Raw genomic sequence first — 22911 nt, 5'->3', positions numbered from 1 at the left:
AGGCCAAATAGAAGAAGGAGTTTCATACAATCATGAATAAACGTGTAAAAATCGTTGCAACATTAGGTCCTGCGGTAGAAATCCGCGGTGGTAAAAAATTCGGTGATGACGGATATTGGGGAGAAAAGCTGGATGTTGAAGCATCAGCTCAAAACATTGCTAAGCTGATTGAAGCTGGCGCAAACACATTCCGTTTCAACTTCTCACATGGTGACCATGCTGAGCAAGGAGAGCGCATGGCAACTGTTAAGCGTGCAGAAGAAATTGCCGGCCAAAAAGTTGGTTTCCTTCTTGATACAAAAGGACCAGAAATTCGTACAGAATTGTTTGAAGGCGATGCAAAAGAGTATTCATACAAGACTGGTGAAAAAATCCGTGTTGCTACTAAGCAAGGTATCAAATCTACTCGTGAAGTAATTGCTTTGAACGTTGCTGGTGGATTGGACATCTACGATGATGTTGAAGTTGGCCGTCAAGTATTGGTTGATGATGGTAAACTTGGTCTTCGTGTTATCGCTAAAGACGATGCTACTCGTGAATTTGAAGTAGAAGTTGAAAATGACGGCATCATTGCTAAGCAAAAAGGTGTGAACATTCCTAACACTAAGATTCCTTTCCCAGCACTTGCTGAGCGTGACAATGACGATATCCGCTTCGGTCTTGAGCAAGGAATCAACTTCATCGCGATTTCATTTGTACGTACTGCAAAAGACGTCAACGAAGTTCGTGCAATCTGTGAAGAAACTGGTAATGGACACGTTCAATTGTTCGCGAAAATCGAAAACCAACAAGGTATCGATAACTTGGACGAAATCATTGAAGCTGCTGACGGTATCATGATTGCCCGTGGTGACATGGGTATCGAAGTACCATTTGAAATGGTTCCAGTTTACCAAAAAATGATCATCACGAAGGTAAATGCAGCTGGTAAAGTGGTTATCACAGCAACTAACATGCTTGAAACCATGACAGAAAAACCACGTGCAACTCGTTCAGAAGTATCAGACGTATTTAACGCTGTTATCGACGGAACTGACGCAACTATGCTTTCAGGTGAGTCTGCAAATGGTAAATACCCACTTGAGTCAGTAACAACAATGGCGACTATCGATAAGAACGCTCAAACCCTTCTTAACGAATATGGCCGTTTGACAACTGATAACTTTGAGCGCAACTCTAAGACTGAAGTTATGGCTTCAGCAGTTAAAGATGCTACAAACTCAATGGATATCAAATTAGTAGTTACCCTTACTAAGACAGGTCACACAGCTCGCTTGATTTCTAAGTACCGTCCAAACGCTGATATCTTGGCTATCACTTTTGACGAATTGACTCAACGTGGTCTTATGCTGAACTGGGGTGTTATTCCAGTGACTACTGAAACTCCATCTAACACAGATGATATGTTTGAAATCGCTGAAAAGATTGCAGTTGAGCAAGGCTTGGTTGAATCTGGCGATGATATCGTTATTGTTGCTGGTGTGCCGCTTGGTGAAGCAGTTCGTACCAACACAATGCGCATTCGTACAGTACGTTAATCTAAGACAACAAAAAAGAACCGTTGATTGGAAAATCACCGGTTTTTTTCTTGTCTATGTGATACCACTTATCTTACTTGAGAGAAGAACAAGTTTGAGAATTGATTTTTGAAATAAGATTGTCTCTTTGTCTATTTTATCTAAAAATGATATAATGGTATAAAAGAGATGGGAGAGACGAATGTTAAAGAGAGATTTATTAAGAAATATCATTATTTTTTCAGTACTGGCAGCTATTATTATAGGGCTGAGAGTTTTTATTTATACGCCTTATCGGGTGACTGAGCAAGACAGCAATGCTTATTTGGCAAAGAATGACTTGGTCTTGGCGACGAGAAAGCAAGACATCAAGCGTGGGGATTTTGTCCTCTATGAAGTGGACGGCAAAGACTATGTCGGCCGGGTCATTGCCCAGGAAAAGGATCAGGTAACCTATATGGATGATCTTCTTTACCTGAACGGTCAGGTCATGTCGGAAGAATATATTGAGAAAATGCGCGAGAAATATCTAGCTTCAGCAGGAAGTTCGGGTTACTATACTCATGATTTCTCTATTATGGATTTGAAGGGCTCAAAGTCAGATAAAATTACTAAAGATACTTATCTGATTCTTAATGACCGACGGGAAAATACGAAGGACAGCCGAGAATTTGGGCTCATCAAAGCCAGTCAAATCAAGGGAGTGGTGGAGTTCCGACTCTCACCTCTTAATGAATTTGGTTTTATTAAGAATAAGTAAATTGAAGTCTATCTTCAACCAAGGCAGGGCAAACCTTGGTTTTTTTCTTTGAAAATCAACTTTAAAGTTACAAGTAAACATAAAGATACTTGTTCTGATGTGGTATACTAATATCAAAAGACTATTAAAGGAGACTGCTCTTGAAGTCAGGAAAGAAAAAATTACTATTTTGGGCTATACTTGCACTGATTTTTCTGACTGCATGTAGCAGCATAGTAAATAGAGATGGTGAAAAAATATGGATGTCAGAAACAGAAATGACTGAGCTTCATAAGAAAGAGAAAAAGCTTGCACTTTATATCATTAATCATTATGAAGATGTTCAAAAAATTGAATTTGATGAATTTTCCAAGAAAAAGTTCTGGGAAGCAGGTTCTGTTAGTCTCATTGTAAATGACACCAGTTATATCCCACATATTTCTTTGGAGTCAAAGGATGAAAGCTATAATATAAATGATGATTCTCACACTGATTCGACAGAATTGACTTTTCGTCTGAAAAAGAAAGAGAAGGTCACAAATTTTAAAGATACGGGTGAGACAGATGTTATTTACTCTGGAGAAAATGCTTGGCTGACGACTGAGGAAAAAGTAATGGTACGCAACCAGGAAGAGGGGCTGGCTTTATTTTTACTGAATCACTATGAGAATGTTGAAAAAATTGAATTTACAAAGATTTCAAGAAAGCCTTTTGGACAGGCAAGATATGCTGCTTTACTTGTTAATGATAAGATAAAGATTTATACCGACCTAGATGATAGCTATGACAACTATTATTTGTCTGACAATCCTGAAAAAGACGGCCTGAAAGCTAAAGAGAAACCAACAAATTTGCAAAGTCTAGATAGTATTACTGTTATTTATTATACAGGGAAATGAAGGATGTGTTGCAATGAAAAAGCCAGACTGACTTAATCATCAGACTGGTTTTTTCGTGTCTCTTGGTGAAAGATGTTTTGCCATACTTCGTGGCGGCGCCAGAGGCTGGTATGGATAACACCGTCCATTTCATAGCGGATGAGTTTGGTTTTCTGGCTGACAGAAAGCAGTTCAACGTTTTTGAGAGGAGTTTTTGAGGCTCTTTCTGCCTGAAATTCAGCCTTGTTTAGCTGTTGGCCATCTTGGGAAATATAGAGAAATTCGGCGGACAGAAGCGTATCCAGTTGGCTGCCTTGCTCCACGAGCTGCTCACGCATGAGTAGATTTGGGTAAAGAGTGTCCAGCGTCTCATCTTCGGGAATAGGAGCAGGCTCAATATGAATATCAATGTCAAAGACTCCGAAGCGCTCCATAAGCATATCCTCAACTTGGTCCGCAATCTCATGGCTTTCAAAAACAGATAAATCTGGATTCATTTCCAAGATAATATCCAGATAGATATTACTGCCATAGGTCCGGCCTCGCTGTGACTTGACCTGAGTGATTTTAGGAATTTCCAGGATAGCTTGCTTATAGTCTTGGAGCAGGCTTTCATCAAATCCGTCGGACAGGCTGAAGGAAGATTCCATAAAGATATCATAGGCCGTCTTGAGAATGAAGAAGGTAATGATAATGGCTGCTAGCTTATCAACGATTGGGAAGTTAAAGGCGCTGGCAATGATAGCGACTGAAGTGCCGATAGAAGTGACAGCGTCTGACAAGTTGTCCTTGGCTGCGGCATCCAGAGCCTTGGAGTGAGCTTTTTTAGCCAGTGTTTTATTGTAAAAATAAACACCCAACATAATGATTGCCGAGATGATTCCGACCACGGCACCAACAGGGTCAATCTTAGTCTCTTGGTTGGAGATGATTTTCTGAATGGTCTCAATCAGGACATCAAATCCAACGAAAAACATGATAAAAGATGTGATGAGACTGGCCAAATCTTCTATCTTCCAATGGCCGAAGCGATGGTCACGGTCGGCTGGTTTTCTAGCCATACGCAGGCCAATTAAAACGGCGATATTAGCCACGATATCAGAAACATTGTTGAAGCCATCGGCCGTCAGACTGGAGGACTGGAGAGTTGAGCCTGCGATAATCTTGACCGCGGAGAGAATCAGATAGGTAGCGATGGACAGGATGGCTCCTCTCTCCGCTAGCTTCAGATTGTTACTAGGATTTTTCATGACAGCCTTTCTTTCTAAGTGGGGCAGCAGAATGTAAAAGAGACTTGCGAAAAAATGTCATCTCTGGACGGGTACTCTAAGTCTCATATGGGCTTATTATAGCAAAAATAGACCTGATTTTCAATTTGCATCGGACTTAGGGTACCTTAAATGACTTTGCCAAAAATCTAATCTAAAATCAGAAATTCCTCTTCTTTCTGGTTTAGCTTCATCAGGATTTTTGTTATAATAGTAGCATTGACTTTGAAAGAGGAAGAAAAATGCATCCTTTATTAAACGGTATGAATGACCGTCAGGCTGAGGCGGTTCAGACAACAGAAGGGCCTTTGCTGATTATGGCGGGAGCTGGATCGGGTAAGACCCGTGTCCTGACCCACCGCATTGCCTATTTGATTGATGAGAAGATGGTCAATCCTTGGAATATCCTTGCCATTACCTTTACCAATAAGGCGGCGCGGGAGATGAGAGAACGGGCTGAAAAACTTAAAACGGAAGCTCAAGATTGCTTAATCGCTACCTTCCACTCCATGTGTGTACGCATTCTGCGGCGAGAAGCAGATCATATTGGCTACAACCGCAACTTTACTATCGTTGATCCAGGTGAGCAGCGGACTCTGATGAAACGGATTCTCAAAAATCTCAATCTGGATCCTAAAAAGTGGAATGAGCGCGCCATTCTTGGGACTATTTCCAATGCTAAGAACGACCTGATTGATGAGGTGGCCTATGCAAATCTAGCTGATGATATGTATACAGAAATTGTGGCCAAGTGCTACACAGCCTATCAAAAGGAATTGCGCCAGTCTGAGGCTATGGACTTTGACGATTTGATTATGCTGACCCTGCGGCTTTTTGATCAAAATCCTGATGTTCTGACCTACTACCAGCAACGTTACCAGTATATCCATGTGGATGAGTATCAGGATACCAACCATGCTCAGTATCAGCTGGTCAAGCTCTTGGCTTCCCGCTTTAAGAATATTTGCGTAGTCGGAGATGCTGACCAGTCTATCTATGGCTGGCGGGGAGCCGATATGCAGAATATCCTGGACTTTGAAAAGGATTATCCAGAAGCTAAGGTAGTTCTGCTAGAGGAAAACTATCGTTCCACCAAGACCATTCTTCAGGCAGCTAATGAAGTCATCCGAAACAACCGCAACCGCCGTCCTAAAAATCTCTGGACTCAAAACGAAGACGGTGAGGAAATTGTCTACTATCGGGCTAATGACGAGCAGGATGAGGCTCTTTTTGTCGCCAGAACTATTGATCAGCTGAGCCGAGAAGGATACAGTCATAAGGATTTTGCAGTTCTTTACCGGACCAATGCCCAGTCACGGACGGTGGAGGAAGCCCTGCTCAAATCCAATATTCCCTATACCATGGTCGGTGGTACCAAGTTCTACAGCCGTAAGGAAATCCGCGATGTTATTTCTTATCTCAATCTCATCGCCAATCCTAGCGATAATATCAGCTATGAGCGCGTGGTCAATGAGCCAAAGCGTGGTGTTGGACCAGGAACGGTGGAGAAAATTCGGGATTTTGCAGCCAGTCAGGAAATCTCCTTGCTAGATGCGTCGGCCAATATCCTGCTGTCGCCAGTCAAGGGCAAGGCGGCTCAGGCGGTTTATGATTTTGCCAATATGCTTCTGGATTTGCGGGAGTGCTTGGATGATTATACAGTGACGGAGCTGGTAGAGGCTGTGTTGGAAAAGACAGGCTATGCCGCAGCCTTGGCAGCCCAGGCAACCCTGGAAAGCCAAGCACGGATTGAAAATATCGAAGAATTCCTGTCTGTAACTAAGAACTTTGATGAAAGTCCAGATAATCCTGCTGATGAATCTGGTCTTGATAAGCTCAGCCGTTTTCTCAATGACTTAGCCTTGATTGCAGACACAGATGACGGAGATACGGAGAGTTCTGAAGTGACTCTAATGACCCTCCACGCAGCCAAGGGATTGGAATTTCCGGTCGTCTTTCTGGTTGGTATGGAGGAAAATGTCTTCCCTCTAAGTCGGGCGTCTGAAGATGAGGATGAGTTGGAAGAGGAACGGCGTCTAGCTTACGTTGGCATCACCCGAGCAGAGAAGATTCTCTATCTGACCAATGCTAATTCCCGTATGCTTTATGGTAAAACCAACTATAATCATCCTACACGCTTTTTGAGAGAAATCAGCTCAGACTTGCTAGACTATCAGGGACTGGCTCGACCGTCAAATAGCTCCTTTAAGGTTAGTTATACCAATAGTGATACCAATAGTGATACCAGTCAATTCGGTCAAGGCATGAGTCTGGCCCAGGCCCTGCAAGAACGGAAGCGTCAGGCAGCACCAAGCTCGATTTCTACAGGCAGTCTGCCTTTTGGAAAGAGCGGTCAGAGCCAGCCATCTAAGCCAGAAGTTGCTTGGGCTATCGGAGATATTGCCCACCATAAGAAATGGGGCGATGGGACAGTTCTAGCAGTCTCTGGCAGCGGCAACAGCCAAGAGCTTAAGATTAATTTCCCAGAAGTGGGTCTGAAGAAAGTGCTAGCCAGCATAGCACCGATTGAGAAAAAATCATGATGAAACAGTCGATTGAAGCCTGGATCTATCATCCAGAGGATAGGGAAATCTTGCTCTTGAAAGTGGAGAATGAGAAAGTTTCCTTTTGGCAGCCCATTACTGGTGGGATTGAGAGTGGCGAGAGCCCAGAAGAGGCTTGTCTTCGTGAAATAAAGGAAGAGACCGGCTTGCTCTTAGCTTGTCCAAATTTGACTAGTCTTGGAGATTTTACGGTAAAGATTGATGAAAATCTGTCCATCCACAAAAATCTCTTTCTAGTTCTGACTGAACAGAAAGAAATCCAGATTTCTGATGAGCATGTAGGAGCTCAGTGGGTAGCTTTAGACAAAGTTTCGTCGCAGCTGTACTGGCCCAGCAATCAAGCGACTTTTGAGATTATAAAAGAGAAGCTATAAGATATAGCTTCTCTTTATTTCTTTTGATAAGGAAATTCTATTAGTCAAGCGGGGCGTTTAGTGGTAGACTTATCACATAACTATAGTGAGGTGACCTTATGACACGTGAATTTAAATTTGAAACTCTGCAGCTTCATGCTGGACAGACAGTTGATCCGACAACCAAGTCTCGGGCTCTGCCTATTTACCAGACAACTTCCTATGTGTTTGACGATACTCAGGAGGGAGAAGAACTTTTTGCCCTGCGCAAACCGGGCAATATCTACACTCGGATTACCAATCCGACCCTGTCTGCTTTTGAGGAGCGGATTGCGGCTTTGGAGGGTGGGGTTGGAGCTCTAGCGACAGCTTCTGGTATGGCGGCCCTTACCTATACCGTTCTAGCCTTGGCGCATGCTGGCGACCATGTAATAGCAGCCTCTACCATCTACGGTGGTACCTTTAATCTGCTCAAAGAAACCCTGCCTCGCTATGGCATTACCACGACTTTTGTGGATATTGAAAATCTGGCTGAAGTAGAAGCAGCTATTCAGGACAATACAAAGTTGGTTCTGATTGAAAGTTTGGGCAATCCTTTGATAAATATTCCTGACTTTGATGCTTTGGCAGAGCTGGTTCATGCTCATAAAATTCCGCTGATTTCCGACAATACCTTTGCCACTCCTTATCTGATCAATGTCTTTTCTCATGGAGTGGACATCGCGGTACATTCTGCTACCAAGTTTATCGGTGGTCACGGAACCAGCATTGGCGGTGTGATTGTGGACAGCGGTCGTTTTGACTGGGAAGCTTCTGGCAAGTTTCCGCAGTTCGTGGACCCGGACCCGAGCTATCACGATATCAGTTATACGCGCGATGTCGGAGCAGCAGCCTTTGTTACTGCTGTCCGGACTCAGCTCTTGCGCGATACGGGTGCAGCCATGTCTCCCTTCAATGCTTTTCTCTTCCTGCAGGGGTTGGAAACACTCTCTTTGCGTGTAGAGCGCCATGTGTCCAATGCCGAGAAGATTGTGGAATTCTTAGCAGGGCATCCTAAGGTTGAGAAGGTCAATTATCCCAAGCTTGCTGACAGTCCTTATCATGCTTTGGCAGAAAAATATTTCCCTAAAGGCGTAGGCTCTATCTTCACCTTTAATGTCAAAGGTGGGGAGAAAGAAGCTCGAAAAGTTATTGACAGCCTAGAGATTTTCTCCGATTTGGCCAATGTAGCAGATGCTAAGTCCTTGGTCGTTCATCCAGCTACGACGACTCATGGTCAGATGTCGCCAGAGGCTCAGCTAGCAGCAGGCATTGCACCAAATCAAATCCGACTCTCTATCGGCTTGGAAAATGTAGATGACTTGATAGAGGATTTGAAAATCGCCTTGGAATCTATCTAATTTTCAAGGTCTCTAGACTAAGCAATAAGAATAAAACTAGGTTGGAAATAAGCTGCACCCCAAAAGCTAGATTTTTTGTATCTAACTTTTAGGGTGCAGTGCATTTCGCCTAGTTTTTTGTTATAATAGGATGAAATATATAAAAATAGTAGGAGATTAAAATGACAATTTCGGTGATTGTTCCGTGTTTCAATGAAGAAGAGTCTATTCCTCTGTTTCATGAAGCCATGGAAGCGGTCAAATATCAAATCCGTGACCAGTTTGAATATATTTTTGTCAATGACGGATCGACGGACCGGACCTTGGCTGTTTTGCGAGAGCTCAGCAGTCGCTGTCCTGATGTGCACTATCTGTCTTTTTCTCGTAATTTCGGAAAAGAAGCAGCTCTATATGCTGGTTTGCAAGAGGCGAGTGGGGATTTTGTGACGGTAATGGATGTGGATTTGCAGGATCCGCCAGAGCTCCTGGTTGAGATGAAGGCCATGCTGGACACGAATTCTGAGCTGGATTGTGTGGGTACTCGTCGCACTACTCGCGAGGGAGAGCCGCCTATCCGAAGCTTTTTTGCCAATTTGTTTTACAAGTTGATAAACAAGATTAGTCAGGTAGAGATGGTGGATGGTGCGCGTGACTTTCGACTGATGCGCCGCCAGATGGTAGAAGCTATTCTGGAAGTTTCAGAGTACAATCGCTTCTCCAAGGGAATTTTTGCCTGGGTTGGCTTCAATACCGAGTATTTGGAATACAAAAATGTCGAACGAGTGGCTGGCAAGACCTCTTGGAATTTCTGGTCTCTTTTCAACTATTCTTTGGAAGGCATTGTCAATTTCTCTGATGCGCCGCTCAACATCGCCTTTTTAGGAGGTATCCTCTCTTGGATTTTAGCCTTCATCCTGATGGCAGTGATTATTATTCGCACCTTGGTTTTTGGTGACCCGACATCGGGTTGGCCGTCCCTTATGACTGTCATTCTCCTTATCGGCGGCTTCCAGCTGCTGACCATCGGCATACTGGGTAAATACATTGGCAAAATCTTTATGGAAACCAAGCATCGGCCGATTTATGTGATTAAGGAGAAGAGTAAATGATTTTCCAGAAACGTTTTTCTGATTTTAAAAACTATCTTCTTTTAAATAAATCGTCTGCCCTAGTTATTTTTATTATTTATTCAGTAGTCAATATTAATATCGGTTTAGCTGAGTATCCCTATATTGATGATATTGGAAGACAATTACAAGGCTATTCAAAATTCTCTGAACATTATTCAAGATATTTAAGTGAGTATTCCGCTCGTTTAATACAAGGTGGGGATCATCTGACAGAACTAGGCTTGACTTCAAATATTCTGTCAGCTTGTTTTTTAACTTTAGCGAGCTTAATTTTATTGTTTGTCTTATATCCCAATAAGAAAATTTCTTTTATAACAGCATCTGTTTCAACTATTATAGGGATTAATCCGTGGTTTTTAGAGCCATTAAGTTTTAGATTTGACAATCCTTTTATGACTTTAAGTATATTAGTTTCCATCATTCCATTTATTTTCTGGGATAATAAAAAAATATTTGGAGTTATGTCAGTTGTTGGTATATTCTTAATGTGCAATTCATACCAAGCTTCTTCAGGAGTGTACATTATTGTAACCATGACGCTAGTATTTTTAGAATTATTGCAAGGAAGTTGTTTTAAAGAAAAAATTCCTAAAATTTTCATCTCAATGTTGTCATATGTAATCGGTTTGCTTTTATATCGTATACAAATTTTTATAAAGCCACCTATTTTTGCTGATCAAGCTGATATTCCAAAGGGATTAGAGATGATTAAAATAATCGGGGTGAATGCTGCAGGATATTTGAACAATATATTTTTTCAAAGTTCAACTATCTGGGTTTTATTAACGATAATTGCTATATTTCTCTTAACTATCAGTGTGATTCGCTTATCCAGAACTAAATTCCTTTTAAACTTTGTTTACATGTTGATTTGGCTAAGTTTAGGAAGTGTGTTTAGCTATGGAACCTATTTGATTTTGTCTAATCCTTATTATCTTATGAGACCAAGATATGAATATGGTTTCGGAATTTTTTTAGCGATAATCTTAATTGTTAGCTTAGAGTGCGTTGAAAAGAGTAAAATTCTACGTAGAGGGAAGTCCTTCGTCTCGGGATTATTAGTTTTTTATTTCTTATCTTTCTCTTTTACTTATGTGAGCAGTTTAAAACAACAAAATGAAATGTTCAAAGCACAGAGCATATTGCTAGCTTCCTCTCTAAACAAGTACATTACACCCGAAAAAACAGTTATTAATGTGAATCGCTTTCTTTCTGATTCGCCAGTATTTAGCAATACAGCTTCTGTTTATCCAATGTTAAAAAGTTTGATTATGCCAAATACAAATGTTTCTTGGGATATGACATTGAGATTTAATAGCATAACGAACTTAAACGTCGATTTCAAATTAATCGATATTGCTAATATAGATTTTAGTAGTGAAAATTACACATTACTTGAAGAAACAAAGTTATATAATATTTATCTTGAAAAAAATGAATTATTTGTTATCATGAAGTAGAATCTTCCTAAGAGAGAAATAAAGAAAAGATTCATTTTAATATGATTATGCATTGTTAAAGTTTATACTGTCAATTTGAAATGATGCTAAGTTTTCTGATTATCACTTGCATAATGTTGCATCATTTATATATGGAGTGTAAAAAGTATGAGATTTTTTTCCTAAAAATGATTAGAGGTATGATTCGACCAAGCAGATTTTTTCTGCTTTTTTTGTTATAATAAACTCATTAAATGTTTATGATGTGAAAGGAAAGACAAATGATTTTAATTACAGGTGCGAATGGACAGCTGGGTACAGAGCTTCGCTATCTTTTGGATGAGCGCAATGAGGAGTATGTGGCTGTTGATGTGGCGGAAATGGACATTACCAATGCCCAAATGGTGGACAAGGTCTTTGCGGAAGTCAAGCCAAGCTTGGTCTATCACTGCGCAGCCTATACCGCAGTTGATGCTGCTGAGGACGAAGGAAAAGAGCTAGACTATGCCATCAATGTGACTGGGACAGAAAATGTGGCAAAAGCTGCAGAAGCACACGGAGCGACCTTGGTCTACATCTCAACAGACTATGTCTTTGATGGACAAAAGCCTGTCGGAGAGGAGTGGGAAGTAGATGACCGACCAGACCCACAGACTGAGTATGGCCGTACCAAGCGCATGGGCGAGGAGCTAGTTGAGAAATATTCCAGCCGTTTCTATATTATCCGTACTGCTTGGGTCTTTGGTAACTACGGTAAAAACTTTGTCTTTACCATGCAAAATCTTGCTAAGACGCACAAAACTCTGACTGTAGTCAATGACCAGCATGGCCGTCCGACATGGACTCGTACTCTGGCTGAATTTATGACTCATCTGACTGAAAACCAAAAGGAATTTGGTTACTACCATCTGTCTAATGATGCGGCTGAGGACACGACATGGTATGACTTTGCAGTGGAAATTCTCAAAGATACAGATGTGGAAGTCCAGCCGGTTGATTCCAGCAAATTCCCGGCCAAGGCTAAGCGGCCTTTCAACTCAACTATGAGCCTGACCAAGGCCAAGGCTACAGGCTTTATCATTCCGACTTGGCAGGATGCCTTAAAAGAGTTTTACAAGCAAGAGAAGAAACAGTGATTTTCTTTGACGTTAATAATAGCGACAGAACTTAGTTTCAAACTAGGTTCTGTTTTTTTTCTAGCAGACTAAAGAAACGATTTTCATGCGCGTGCTCTGCTGGAGAAAGATTTGGCTTGAAGATGCGGGTGGGAAATGATAATGAGAAGAATTTTCCACAGATGTTATCCCCTTAAAATAAAGATGTTTCAATTTGATGAAATTCTGTGGATAACCTTTATTATTTCATTCAACTATGTTACAATGTTACTATAAATAAAATAGAAGAGGTGTGTGAATATGTCACGTAAACCATTTATTGCTGGTAACTGGAAAATGAACAAAAATCCTGAAGAAGCAAAGGCTTTTGTAGAAGCGGTTGCTGCTAAGCTACCTTCTTCAGATTTAGTAGAAGCTGGTATCGCTGCTCCAGCACTTGATTTGACAACTGTTTTGGCAGCAGCTAAAGGAAGCAATCTTAAGGTTGCAGCGCAAAATGCTTACTTTGAAGATGCAGGTGCTTTCACTGGTGAAAACAGCCCTAAAGTTCTTGCAGAAGTTGGAGTTGACTACATTGTTATCGGTCACTCAGAACGCCGCGATTATTTCCATGAAACAGACCAAGACATCAATAAAAAAGCGCACGCTATCTTCCGTAATGGTTTGGTGCCAATCATCTGCTGTGGTGAGTCGCTTGAAACTTACGAAGCTGGTAAAGCTGTAGATTTCGTTGGTGCTCAAGTATCAGCTGCTTTGAAAGACTTGACAGCTGAGCAAGTTGCATCATTGGTTATCGCTTATGAGCCAATCTGGGCTATCGGTACTGGTAAGTCAGCAACTCAAGACGACGCTCAAAAGATGTGTAAAGCAGTTCGTGATGTTGTCGCAGCTGACTTTGGTCAAGAAGTAGCAGACAAGGTTCGTGTTCAGTACGGCGGTTCTGTAAAACCTGAAAATGTCGCGTCTTACATGGCTTGTCCAGATGTTGACGGTGCTCTTGTTGGTGGTGCATCACTTGAAGCTGAAAGCTTCTTGGCATTGCTTGATTTTGTAAAATAAAAAATGTTGAAAAAAGACTTGTCCTCCCAAAGGTGACAAGTTTTTTAAAAGTTGGAGAGAAAAGTTGAAATCGAAAGAATTAGTTTATTTAGCGAGTACGGCTATTTTGTTGGCAGCGACTGCCAATGTTGCAAAAGCCGAGGAACATACTGTCGCTGAGTCAGGAGTTTTAAAAACAGAAAGGTCTGTTAGTTCCGAGAATCAGACAGTGAATGCGGCCGCATCACAAACGTCTAATCAGCTGACTGTAGCAGTATCATCTGCAGAACAGTCAGTTCAAGCTGTTAAGCAAGAGGAGGAAGCAACGAACGCTACAGGAACAGCTATTGAGTCTGGAGGAGCAGCTCAATCAGTTCCTGTAGAAACTCAGGTAGCTTCTGCTAAGCCAGAAGGGCAAAGTCAGCCAGATGCAAATGCTTCTAATCAGAATGAAACTGCAGCTGATCAGTCAGCAAAAGAAAGTTCTTCTGTTGCAGATTCTGCTATTGCCTCAGAGCCCAAGGCTAGTCCTGCAGTAGCATCAGCACCAAAAGCTAGTAGTGCTGGAAAAACTGTATTTTATAATGCGGGGTCAAAGGCTCAGGCAGCCCGCGGGAATTCCCAAGCAGAGATTAAAGGTACTTCCTTTGTAGATGTCAGCAGCCACAATGGCCATATCAGCGTAGACGACTATCGTAAATTAGCCCAGCAAGGGGTTGGAGGTGTCGTTGTCAAACTGACAGAAGGAACCCATTACACTAATCCATTTGCTGAGTCTCAGGTGAGAAATGCGCAGGGAGCTGGTTTACAAGTATCGACCTATGCCTTCTCGCACTATACCAGTGATGAAGAAGCGAGAGCAGAAGCTCGTTATTACGTTGCCTTTGCTAATAGACTAGGCCTGCCTAAAAACACAGTCATGGTCAATGACATGGAAGATCCTAAAATGCAAAATGGGATTAACCAGCATACCCAGGCTTGGGCGGATGAGATGCGCAGACTGGGTTATTCAAACCTGATGTACTATACCAGTGCCAGCTGGCTGGATCAAAATAATCTTCGCAGCAAGGGACCGGTTAATACGTCGCAATTTGGATATAGCAACTTCTGGGTGGCCCAGTATCCGTCCTCTAATTTAAATCTTGATGGAGCTAAATCTCTCAAATACAATAGTGGCGCTGGAGCATGGCAGTTTACAGCCCAGGCTCAGCTGTTAGCTGGTAAGCATGTATTTGATCATAGCGTTGATTACACTGGGAGATTTACCCAGCAGTCCGCTCTTGCTAAGCAGCCTTTGAAGGGTAACATCAGTATTCAGAATAAGAATAATGTCAACGGCAGCTTTGATGTTGTGATTTCGAACGTTTCTGCTCCTTATGGAGTGTCTGTCGTTAGTGTTCCAGTGTGGTCTGAAGCTAATGGTCAAGACGATATTATCTGGTACACAGCCACTCAGCAGGCCAATGGTACTTATAAAGTTTCTGTTGATTCTAGCAGACATAAGGATTCAGTTGGCAAGTACAATGTCCATCTCTACTATGTCCGCAACGACGGTCAATTAGTCGGTGTTGGTGGTACTACAACCAATGTATCTGTCATCAAGCCACAGGGCAAAATCAGCATTCAGAATCGCAACAGCGAAACTGGAGATTTCGATATTGTAGTTTCAGGTATCTCATCCCCAGGTGGTCTTAAGACTGTCTCTCTGCCAACTTGGTCAGAGGCCAACGGTCAGGATGATATCAAGTGGTACAACGCGGAACGTCAGCCGGACGGCACCTATCGTAAGCGAGTACGTATAAGCGACCACAATAATGTGCAGGGCGAGTACAACGTCCATCTCTACTATGTCCGCAACGACGGTCAATTAGTCGGTGTCGGCGGTACTACGACTAATGTATCTGTCATCAAGCCACAGGGCAAAATCAGCATTCAGAATCGCAACAGCGAAACTGGTGATTTCGATATTGTGGTTTCAGGTATCTCATCCCCAGGTGGTCTTAAGACTGTCTCTCTGCCAACTTGGTCAGAGGCCAACGGTCAGGATGATATCAAGTGGTACAACGCGGAACGTCAGGCTGACGGCACCTATCGTAAGCGAGTACGTATAAGCGATCACAATAATGTGCAGGGCGAGTACAATGTGCATCTCTACTATGTTCAAAATGACGGCCGCTTGGTTGGTGTAAACGGCACTAAAACGACCGTTTCTCTTGGAAAACCTAAGGGCACCATCAGTATTCAAAATCGAAATAAAGAAACCGGCGATTTTGATATTGTGGTTTCAGGTATTTCATCTCCGGGCGGTCTGAAGGAAGTTTCCCTGCCAACTTGGTCTGAGGCTAACGGCCAAGATGATATCAAGTGGTACAACGCTGAGCGTCAAGCTGATGGCACCTATCGTAAGCGTGTCCGTCTGAGCGATCACAAAAATGTTGAGGGTGAGTACAATGTGCATCTCTACTATGTGCAAAATGATGGCAGCTTGGTAGGTGTAAATGGCACTAAAACGACTATTTCTATAGAAAAACCAAAAGTTCAAGGTAAAATCAGTATTCAGAATCGCAACAGCGAAACTGGCGATTTTGATATTGTGGTTTCAGATATCGTATCGCCAGGCGGTCTCAAGAATGTTTCCCTACCAACTTGGTCAGAGGCCAACGGTCAAGATGATATTAAGTGGTACAATGCAGAACGTCAGCCGGATGGTACCTATCGTAAGCGAGTTCGTGCGAGTGATCACAAAAATGTTGAGGGCGAGTACAATATTCATCTCTACTATGTGCAAAATGATGGCAAGCTGGTTGGTGCTGGTGGCATAAAGACTAATGTTTCTCTAGGTAAGCCAAAGGGCAACATCAGTATTCAAAATAAGAATAATGTCAACGGCAGTTTTGATGTTGTGATTTCGAACGTTTCTGCCCCTTATGAAGTGTCTGCTGTCAGTGTTCCGGTTTGGTCTGATGCTAACGGTCAAGACGATATTATCTGGTATACGGCTACTCAACAGGCTAATGGTACCTATAAAGTTACTGTTGAATCTAGTAAACATAAAGACTCAGTTGGTAAGTATCATATCCATCTTTACTATGTCCGTAACGACGGGCAGTTAGTCGGTGTTGGCGGTACTACAACCAATGTGTCAGCAGTTAAACCACAGGGCAAAATCAGTATCCAAAATCGCAACAGCGAAACTGGCGATTTTGATATTGTGGTTTCAGATATCGTATCGCCAGGCGGTCTGAAAGGAGTTTCCTTGCCAACTTGGTCAGAGGCCAACGGTCAGGATGATATCAAGTGGTACAACGCAGAACGTCAGCCGGATGGTACCTATCGTAAGCGAGTTCGTGCGAGCGACCATAACAACGTTCAGGGCGAATATAATGTACATCTCTACTATGTGCAAAATGATGGCAGGCTGGTAGGAGCAGGTGGCATCAAGACCAATGTTTCTATCAGTAAGCCGCAGGGTAAAATCAGTATTCAAAATAAGAATAACGATACTGGAGAGTTTGACATTGTAGTATCAGGTATTGTGGCACCAGAAGGTCTCAAGACAGTTTACCTGCCGACTTGGTCAGAAGCGAATGGTCAAGATGATATCCAATGGTACACAGCGGATCGTCAGGCTGATGGCACTTATCGTAAGCATGTATATGCGCGTGACCATAAGAATAATGCAGGCGAATACAATGTTCACTTGTATTACTTAAATAATCAAAATCAGCTGCAGGGAGCTGGTGGAGAAAAGACCTCTATCTCTGTAAACCGTCCTCAGGCAGCTAGTCAGCGAGACCGTGTTCTTGCGGCGGCAGCTGCTATGGTAGGTGTCAGGGGAGGTAGTGCTGAGCATCAGCGCTTGGTCAACGATTATAACAGTGTCAGACCGCTGCCAGTTGGCTACGCTGTAAAAAACACAGATGACTGGTGCGACATTTTCACGACGGTTATTTTCCAAAGAGAAGGCTTGAGCGATCTTATCGGCCGTGAGTGCGGTGTAGAGCGCCATATTCATATTTTCCAAAGACTAGGTATCTGGAATGAAGATGGTAATTCGACTCCTAGCGCAGGCGATATCATCACCTTTAACTGGGACAAAGATACCCAGCAAAACGATGGCTGGGCTGATCATATCGGTATTGTCGAAAAAGTTGAAAATGGCATCATTCACACGATTGAAGGCAACAGCAATAACGTAGTTAAACGCAATACTTACCGCATCGGTCATGGAAATATCCGTGGTTTTGCGACACCTCGTTATAGATAAACATACAAAAAACCAAGGTTTTCCTTGGTTTTTTAACGTCTTAGAATTTTTTTTATGAGCCGAAGCAGCTTAAACTTGAGTGGGTTAGGATAATAACGGAAAGTTCCCATTTTTCGGACGATGAAGCCGTTGAAGTTCTGTTTGAAGCGCAGAACACCGTCAGAACCGTCGAAAATTCCCATAATGCCGAGGAAATTATAAAATGGAATGCCTCTCTTGATGCTTTCGGTCATAACGTATTCCTGCAGCAGGGCTGGGGCGTAGAATTTATTAAACTCAGGATAGGAGCCGCTGAAGAGATAGGTTGCTTCCTGGGGGGTATAGATAAAGAGGCTGGCAGCCAGGACTTGGTCTTGGTCGCCGTACTTGTCAATCAGATCTTGGGCCTCTACTTTGCGGGTTTCAAAGCTGTCAAACTGACTAGAAAGCTCTCGCAGCTGATTTTGCTTCTTTTCAGATTGAGGATTGTTTTCCAAGTCAACCTGCAGTTTCTGGATTTTCTGGCCCAGTTTCTCTTGGTCTTTTTGTAAGTTCTGAAGGTAGTCCTGAAAATTGAGACTGGCTGTCATAAAGTCCGCCTGCTGACCAAAGCTATCATAAAAATCTTGATAGTAGTCTAGTGGCTTGTCATCGTACTCTCGCCGGTCAGAAGTAGAAGCTGTGATGTCTTTGAAAACGCTGAGTTGGTCACGTTCTAGCCTTTTTAGCTTGATGCCAAAGGTATTCGCCTTTTTGACGGTCGCCTTTCCATTTTTACTGAAGGATTTGAGTAGGTCTTTCTCCGTCAGACCAGCTAAATCTTTGACATAATGCCAATCAGGCTCCCCGCCTGGATAGCCTGTCTGTAAGCCGTCAAAGTCAAAGCCCAAATCAGTCAGTTGCTGGATAAGCTCGACTTTTTCATCAGATGTGGGCTGGCCATTGCTGTCAAAGGCCTGATAAGTCTCATAGGGCTTGATGATGAGCTCTAGGGCACCTTCTTTTTTAGCATAGGCTTGCAAAGCTTGATAGAAAGGAGTCAGGTATTGAGCATCAGTAGAGACAGGACCGCAGTTGATTTCCATATGAAGGCCGCCAGTCATAGGCATACTATAGAGGACAGCTGACACCACGACCTGTCCCTGCGGGTCAGTGTAGCCGACATACTGGGTACTGAAGCCCCGCTTGCTCAGCAGCTCTGCCATTTCTACGGTCTGCATAAAAGAGCGTTGGGAGCTAGCTGAGGTATGCTGGATGAATTCTTCTTGGTTGAGAAGTTTAAAGGTCATAGGCTTCCTTTCTTTTAATGCTTGCTGCGCAGTTTCTTTCTGAGAGTGTAGGCCAGATTAGAGAGGTGGTAGAGGGGATTAGTTGGCAGGTTAAACTCACCAGCGAATTCCTCAATGGTCGGATTGAACTTGGATTTAAAGCTATAGAGACCACCCTTGAGGTCGTTTTCGATTCCGCCCATATTTTGCCAATCCGCTCCGCGCTCAAAAGCATGTTTGGCCGTTTCGTACCAAGTGATGATGGCAGGCTGGTAACGACGGTACTCCTCGTCCATTCCGGCATAGATATTTTCAGAGGTTTTGCCGTATTCCAAGACCAGTGTGCCAGACAGGGGAACGACAGTAGCACCTTGGCTGATTTTGTCCTGTAGGAAGTCAATCTCTTCCTGGAGGCGTTTCTGTTCTTGCTGGTTATTCTCAATCTTGCCAGGCTTGGTTTTCTCGGTAAATTTCTCTGCTTCTTTAAGTGTCTTGGTCAGCTGAGCCTGCAAGTCTTCCAATCGTGCCTTTAGATCAATATTAGACAAGGTGATGTAGGAGTGCTCAGGATAAGTGTCCAAGAGTTTTTGGTAATAGTCTTTTCCACGCAGGTGGATGTTTTTTCTGTTTTCTGTCTTTTTCATCAAGTCTGAAAAGTCATCCAGTAATTCTGCTCCGCCAAATTGGATTTGAATGCCTTTGTTACGGGCTGTACGAATGGCTTGACGAGTACTCTTAGAAAGCAGATCCTCGCTGAAGTCTTCTTTATGAATATTGGCCTGCAAGCGAGGTTGGATGGTTTCGTCCAGAGACTCAGTCCGTCCGACCCAGACAGCTCCTGCTCGCTGCAGATCTTGAATCAGCTCAACAGTCTCGGTATTGTCTTGCAATTCAGCACCCATCTTGCTTTCTGTCAGAAAGAGGCTGGGGTCAAACTTGACAAAGAGCGCTTTTTTCTCCTTGGCAAATTTCTTGAGTGATGCCAAAACAAAGGTTAGCATCTCCTTGTCACTATAGTCCATGATGGGACCGCGCGGGATATAAAGCATAGTCATCCCCAAGGGAAGTGGTTTAATCAGGACACTGGCTGCAGCAACCAAGCGGTCATCTTTATAGAAGCCCAAGCGCTCATTGGCCCAGTTATCCTTAATCTGAGCCCAGGCTGAGCTCTGCAGAAGATTGGCCTGCGGATGAGCCGTGACAAAATCATCGTGTTCCTGAGCTGAAATTCCAATTTTGTAGCTAAACATTATTTTAAAACCCACTCTCTAATGGCGTGTGCTACGCCGGATTCGTCGTTCGATTTGGTGATATATTTGGCGATTTTCTTGAGTTCTTCCTTGCCATTTTCCATGACAACAGGAGAGCCAACGGCTTCCAGCATGGCGCGGTCGTTTTCTTCGTCACCAATAGCCATAGTCTGCTCCTTGCTCAAGCCAAGCTTTTCAGCCAGATGAAGGATAGCAGCCCCTTTATTGACAGTTTTTTTGACAATTTCCAGATAGAAAGGAGCTGACTTAACCAGTGTATATTTTTCGGTTAATTCCGGTGGCAGCTTAGCAATGGCCGCATCCAGAATTTCCGGTTCATCAATATACATGCACTTAACGATTTCTTTATTGGCCATTTCTTCAGGTGTGCGGTAGAAGATAGGCATGCTGACCAGATTGGACTCGTAAACAGTGTACTTGCCGATGTTGCGATTGGCTGTATAAATGCCGTCCTTGGTGATGGCATGCATGTGGACACCTAATTTTCGCCCAAGCAGTTCGATATCCAGATAGTCGTCATAGGTCAGTGTTTCTTTGATTAATTCTTGACCTGTAACAGTATCCTGCACCAGTCCGCCGTTGAAAGTAACGACATAGTTATCTGGCTGATTAAGCTCTAGCTCCTTGAGAAGCTTTTGAACACCCGCAATAGGACGGCCGGTTGCAATGACGATTTTAACGCCAGCAGCCTTGGCATCCTGAACAGCGCTGAAGACTTCAGGAGTGATTTCTTTTTGGTTATTTAAAAGGGTACCGTCAATATCAACGGCAACTAATTTGATAGACATATTATTCTCCGTAGGTAAATTGGTCGTTTTTGATATAGTGCATAAAGGTTTGGTTTTTTTCGCTGAAAAGTCCGGTCTCTGCCAGCATTTCCTTGGGGAAGTAGAAACGATTATCGCCCTGTCTGGTCCCAGCTAGCGAATGGACGATAGGTGATAGGCTAGATAGTTCTGCTAAGCTGCCATCTTTTTGCAGGATCTCAATCTGGGTCCGAGGTTTTTCAACATCAGGCCGGTAGAAATCGTAAGGCAAATCGAAGTTACGATGGATAGCAGTATAGTAATCAGGGTCAAAACCAACCTGTCCAACTAAGTCTCGCATGATATCCAAATGCGCTTCGTTTTCCTGAGAGAAGACGATAGACTTAAAGACCTTGCGGTTGATAAAACGCTGAGCTAAGTCAGATAAAATCTTGTCCGGACTAGTCATCCAAACTTGGAAATAGGTATTCATAACACCATCATCCAAGGCCAGATAATCCTGCAGGGTCACTCTGTTTTCAAAGAATGGAATGAGATTGGGCGATGATAGCGCAAAATAATCCTTCTGAGCCGGATAGAGGAACTTGGCCCGCTTGAGCAGATTTTGCAGCAGAACTTCCATAGCACGGCTAGCTGGGTGGAAATAGACTTGCATGTACATCTGGTAGCGGCTGACTACATAGTCCTCCACCGCATGCATGCCATTGCGCTTGAAGGCGATGCCGTTTTCTACAGGACAAATCACTCGTAAAATTCTGGTTAAGTCAAATTGCCCATAGGAAGCGCCAGTAAAAAAGGAATCTCGCAAGAGATAATCCATCCGGTCCACATCGATTTGGCTGGAAATCAGCTGGACCACCTGCTTATTGGGATAAGTATGGTTGATGACGCTAGCTACCTTTTCTGGGAAATCTGGTGAAACCTGCACCAGTACCTGATGAATCTCTGTTTCAGGACTGGTGATGATTTGCCGCGTTATGTCCTCGTGATTAGTATCAAAGAGGCGCTCGAAGGTGTGTGAATAAGCTCCGTGCCCCAAGTCATGCAGGAGAGCAGCTGTCATGGTCAGCAGACTTTCATGGCTGTCCCAGTTGGCTTGGTATTTTTCATTGAAAATCTTGGTGATGCGCCGAGCAATCTCGTAAGCTCCCAGACAATGCGAAAAACGGCTGTGCTCCCCGCCGTGGAAAGTATAGCCGGAGGTACCCAGCTGTTTGATGCGGCGCAGCCGTTGAAATTCTTTAGTATTGATTAAATCATAAATAACCTGATGGTCCACATGAACATAATTATGAACCGGGTCCCGAAATACTTTTTCAATCATGTTACCATTATACCACAAATCATAGTAGGAAAAAAATCAAAGCTGCAACTGAAAGAAGAGCAATTTTGTTCTTTTTTTGATAGAATAGGGAAAGAAAAACAGAAACGAGATGAAGATGCAAATTAGAATAAAAAATCACATCCAGCTGAACGGGCATACCGAGCTAATCGATCAGGTCTACGATGCGGATTGGACGCAAAAAGGAGACTATCACTATCTGCTATACAAGAATGAGGAAGGGGAGAAAGTAGTTCTGAAATTTCACGATAAAGAGCTGGTTATGACCCGCTTTTCTGAGCCTAAGTCCATCATGCGCTTCATCAGTCAAGGGCAGGCGCTGGTTGGCATCCATACACCTGTGGGCGTGCAGCAGTTTGTGACCGATACTCCTTTCTATAAGGTTGATTTTACTAATCAAGTCCTGCAACTTCATTATCAGCTGAAAACTGTTGATGGAGAGCAAATTTTTGCCAGCTATGAGATGGAAATTAGCTGGGGTTAGCTGCTATTCTCCGAGAAAACTCTTGAAAATCATAATGTTTCCTCTTGCAAAAGCTTGAAAATTTGGTATAATAGTTTCTAACTCAAGGGAGTAGCTAACGGAATAACCGTTAC

At 43.0% G+C, this 22911-nt stretch carries 17 protein-coding genes; 12 read left to right on the top strand and 5 right to left on the bottom strand.

All coding sequences use genetic code 11. The features are described from left to right. Positions 1-32 precede the first annotated feature (32 nt). The 3 genes from pyk (at position 33) to J1C91_RS07430 (ending at position 3155) form a co-directional block, all read left to right on the top strand. Entirely contained in the window at positions 33-1538 is a 1506-nt protein-coding gene (pyk, locus tag J1C91_RS07440; protein ID WP_002902760.1) for a pyruvate kinase, read from the top strand. A 181-nt stretch (positions 1539-1719) separates the two neighbouring features. Then, positions 1720-2277, top strand: a complete 558-nt coding sequence (gene lepB, locus J1C91_RS07435; RefSeq protein ID WP_125401476.1) for a signal peptidase I — start codon at positions 1720-1722, stop codon at positions 2275-2277. A gap of 140 nt (positions 2278-2417) precedes the next feature. After that, the gene (locus J1C91_RS07430; RefSeq protein ID WP_185761338.1) at positions 2418-3155 is read left to right on the top strand and encodes a hydrolase; all 738 of its coding nucleotides are present in this window, start codon (positions 2418-2420) and stop codon (positions 3153-3155) included. A 32-nt stretch (positions 3156-3187) separates the two neighbouring features. Here the strand turns inward: J1C91_RS07430 and J1C91_RS07425 are convergent, their stop codons facing one another. Further along, positions 3188-4384: a cation diffusion facilitator family transporter gene (locus J1C91_RS07425; RefSeq protein ID WP_125439046.1), complete on the bottom strand. Its 1197-nt coding sequence runs from the start codon at positions 4382-4384 to the stop codon at positions 3188-3190. 260 nt (positions 4385-4644) lie between these two features. Between J1C91_RS07425 and pcrA the strand changes: the two genes are divergently transcribed. The 8 genes from pcrA to J1C91_RS07385 all read left to right on the top strand — a co-directional run bounded on the left by pcrA (position 4645) and on the right by J1C91_RS07385 (position 17687). Next, positions 4645-6945: a DNA helicase PcrA gene (gene pcrA / locus J1C91_RS07420; protein ID WP_125439044.1), complete on the top strand. Its 2301-nt coding sequence runs from the start codon at positions 4645-4647 to the stop codon at positions 6943-6945. Further along, positions 6942-7340 carry an NUDIX hydrolase gene (locus J1C91_RS07415; RefSeq protein ID WP_002906865.1) on the top strand — a complete coding sequence of 133 codons (399 nt, stop codon included), beginning with the start codon at positions 6942-6944 and terminating at the stop codon, positions 7338-7340. The genes pcrA and J1C91_RS07415 overlap by 4 nt, the downstream gene beginning before the upstream one ends. Positions 7341-7438: 98 nt before the next feature. Beyond that, positions 7439-8719 (top strand): O-acetylhomoserine aminocarboxypropyltransferase/cysteine synthase family protein, encoded by a 1281-nt coding sequence (locus J1C91_RS07410; RefSeq protein WP_002906864.1) that lies wholly within the window; start codon positions 7439-7441, stop codon positions 8717-8719. 161 nt (positions 8720-8880) lie between these two features. After that, positions 8881-9807: a glycosyltransferase family 2 protein gene (locus J1C91_RS07405; protein ID WP_125439042.1), complete on the top strand. Its 927-nt coding sequence runs from the start codon at positions 8881-8883 to the stop codon at positions 9805-9807. Continuing rightward, complete coding sequence (locus J1C91_RS07400; protein WP_002910091.1) at positions 9804-11288, top strand: glucosyltransferase domain-containing protein; 1485 nt, start codon at positions 9804-9806, stop codon at positions 11286-11288. The genes J1C91_RS07405 and J1C91_RS07400 overlap by 4 nt, the downstream gene beginning before the upstream one ends. Positions 11289-11548: 260 nt before the next feature. Continuing rightward, complete coding sequence (gene rfbD, locus J1C91_RS07395) at positions 11549-12403, top strand: dTDP-4-dehydrorhamnose reductase (protein ID WP_002910090.1); 855 nt, start codon at positions 11549-11551, stop codon at positions 12401-12403. 279 nt (positions 12404-12682) lie between these two features. Continuing rightward, positions 12683-13441, top strand: a complete 759-nt coding sequence (gene tpiA, locus J1C91_RS07390; protein WP_002900651.1) for a triose-phosphate isomerase — start codon at positions 12683-12685, stop codon at positions 13439-13441. Between the two features lie 64 nt (positions 13442-13505). After that, a complete protein-coding gene (locus J1C91_RS07385) occupies positions 13506-17687 on the top strand; it encodes a GBS Bsp-like repeat-containing protein (RefSeq protein WP_185761337.1) in 4182 nt (1393 codons plus the stop codon). A gap of 32 nt (positions 17688-17719) precedes the next feature. Here J1C91_RS07385 and J1C91_RS07380 read toward each other — a convergent pair whose 3' ends face one another. From J1C91_RS07380 to J1C91_RS07365, 4 genes are read right to left on the bottom strand one after another with little or no spacing between them, the layout of a single operon-like run. Continuing rightward, positions 17720-18955 (bottom strand): aminoacyltransferase, encoded by a 1236-nt coding sequence (locus J1C91_RS07380; RefSeq protein ID WP_002900649.1) that lies wholly within the window; start codon positions 18953-18955, stop codon positions 17720-17722. Between the two features lie 14 nt (positions 18956-18969). Further along, positions 18970-20184 (bottom strand): aminoacyltransferase, encoded by a 1215-nt coding sequence (locus J1C91_RS07375; RefSeq protein WP_185761336.1) that lies wholly within the window; start codon positions 20182-20184, stop codon positions 18970-18972. After that, the gene (yidA, locus tag J1C91_RS07370) at positions 20184-20993 is read right to left on the bottom strand and encodes a sugar-phosphatase (protein ID WP_125439038.1); all 810 of its coding nucleotides are present in this window, start codon (positions 20991-20993) and stop codon (positions 20184-20186) included. Before yidA ends, J1C91_RS07375 begins: the two co-directional genes overlap by 1 nt. A 1-nt stretch (position 20994) precedes the next feature. Further along, positions 20995-22296 (bottom strand): HD domain-containing protein, encoded by a 1302-nt coding sequence (locus tag J1C91_RS07365; protein WP_002915501.1) that lies wholly within the window; start codon positions 22294-22296, stop codon positions 20995-20997. Positions 22297-22411: 115 nt separating this feature from the next. Between J1C91_RS07365 and J1C91_RS07360 the strand changes: the two genes are divergently transcribed. Continuing rightward, positions 22412-22798 (top strand): DUF1934 domain-containing protein, encoded by a 387-nt coding sequence (locus tag J1C91_RS07360; RefSeq protein ID WP_185761335.1) that lies wholly within the window; start codon positions 22412-22414, stop codon positions 22796-22798. Positions 22799-22911: the final 113 nt, after the last annotated feature.

The organism is Streptococcus sanguinis (assembly GCF_050222175.1).
Classification (GTDB): domain Bacteria; phylum Bacillota; class Bacilli; order Lactobacillales; family Streptococcaceae; genus Streptococcus; species Streptococcus sanguinis_M.
The sequence above is the reverse complement of the archived record's forward strand: the minus strand, read 5'-3'. Positions and strand labels throughout refer to the sequence as shown.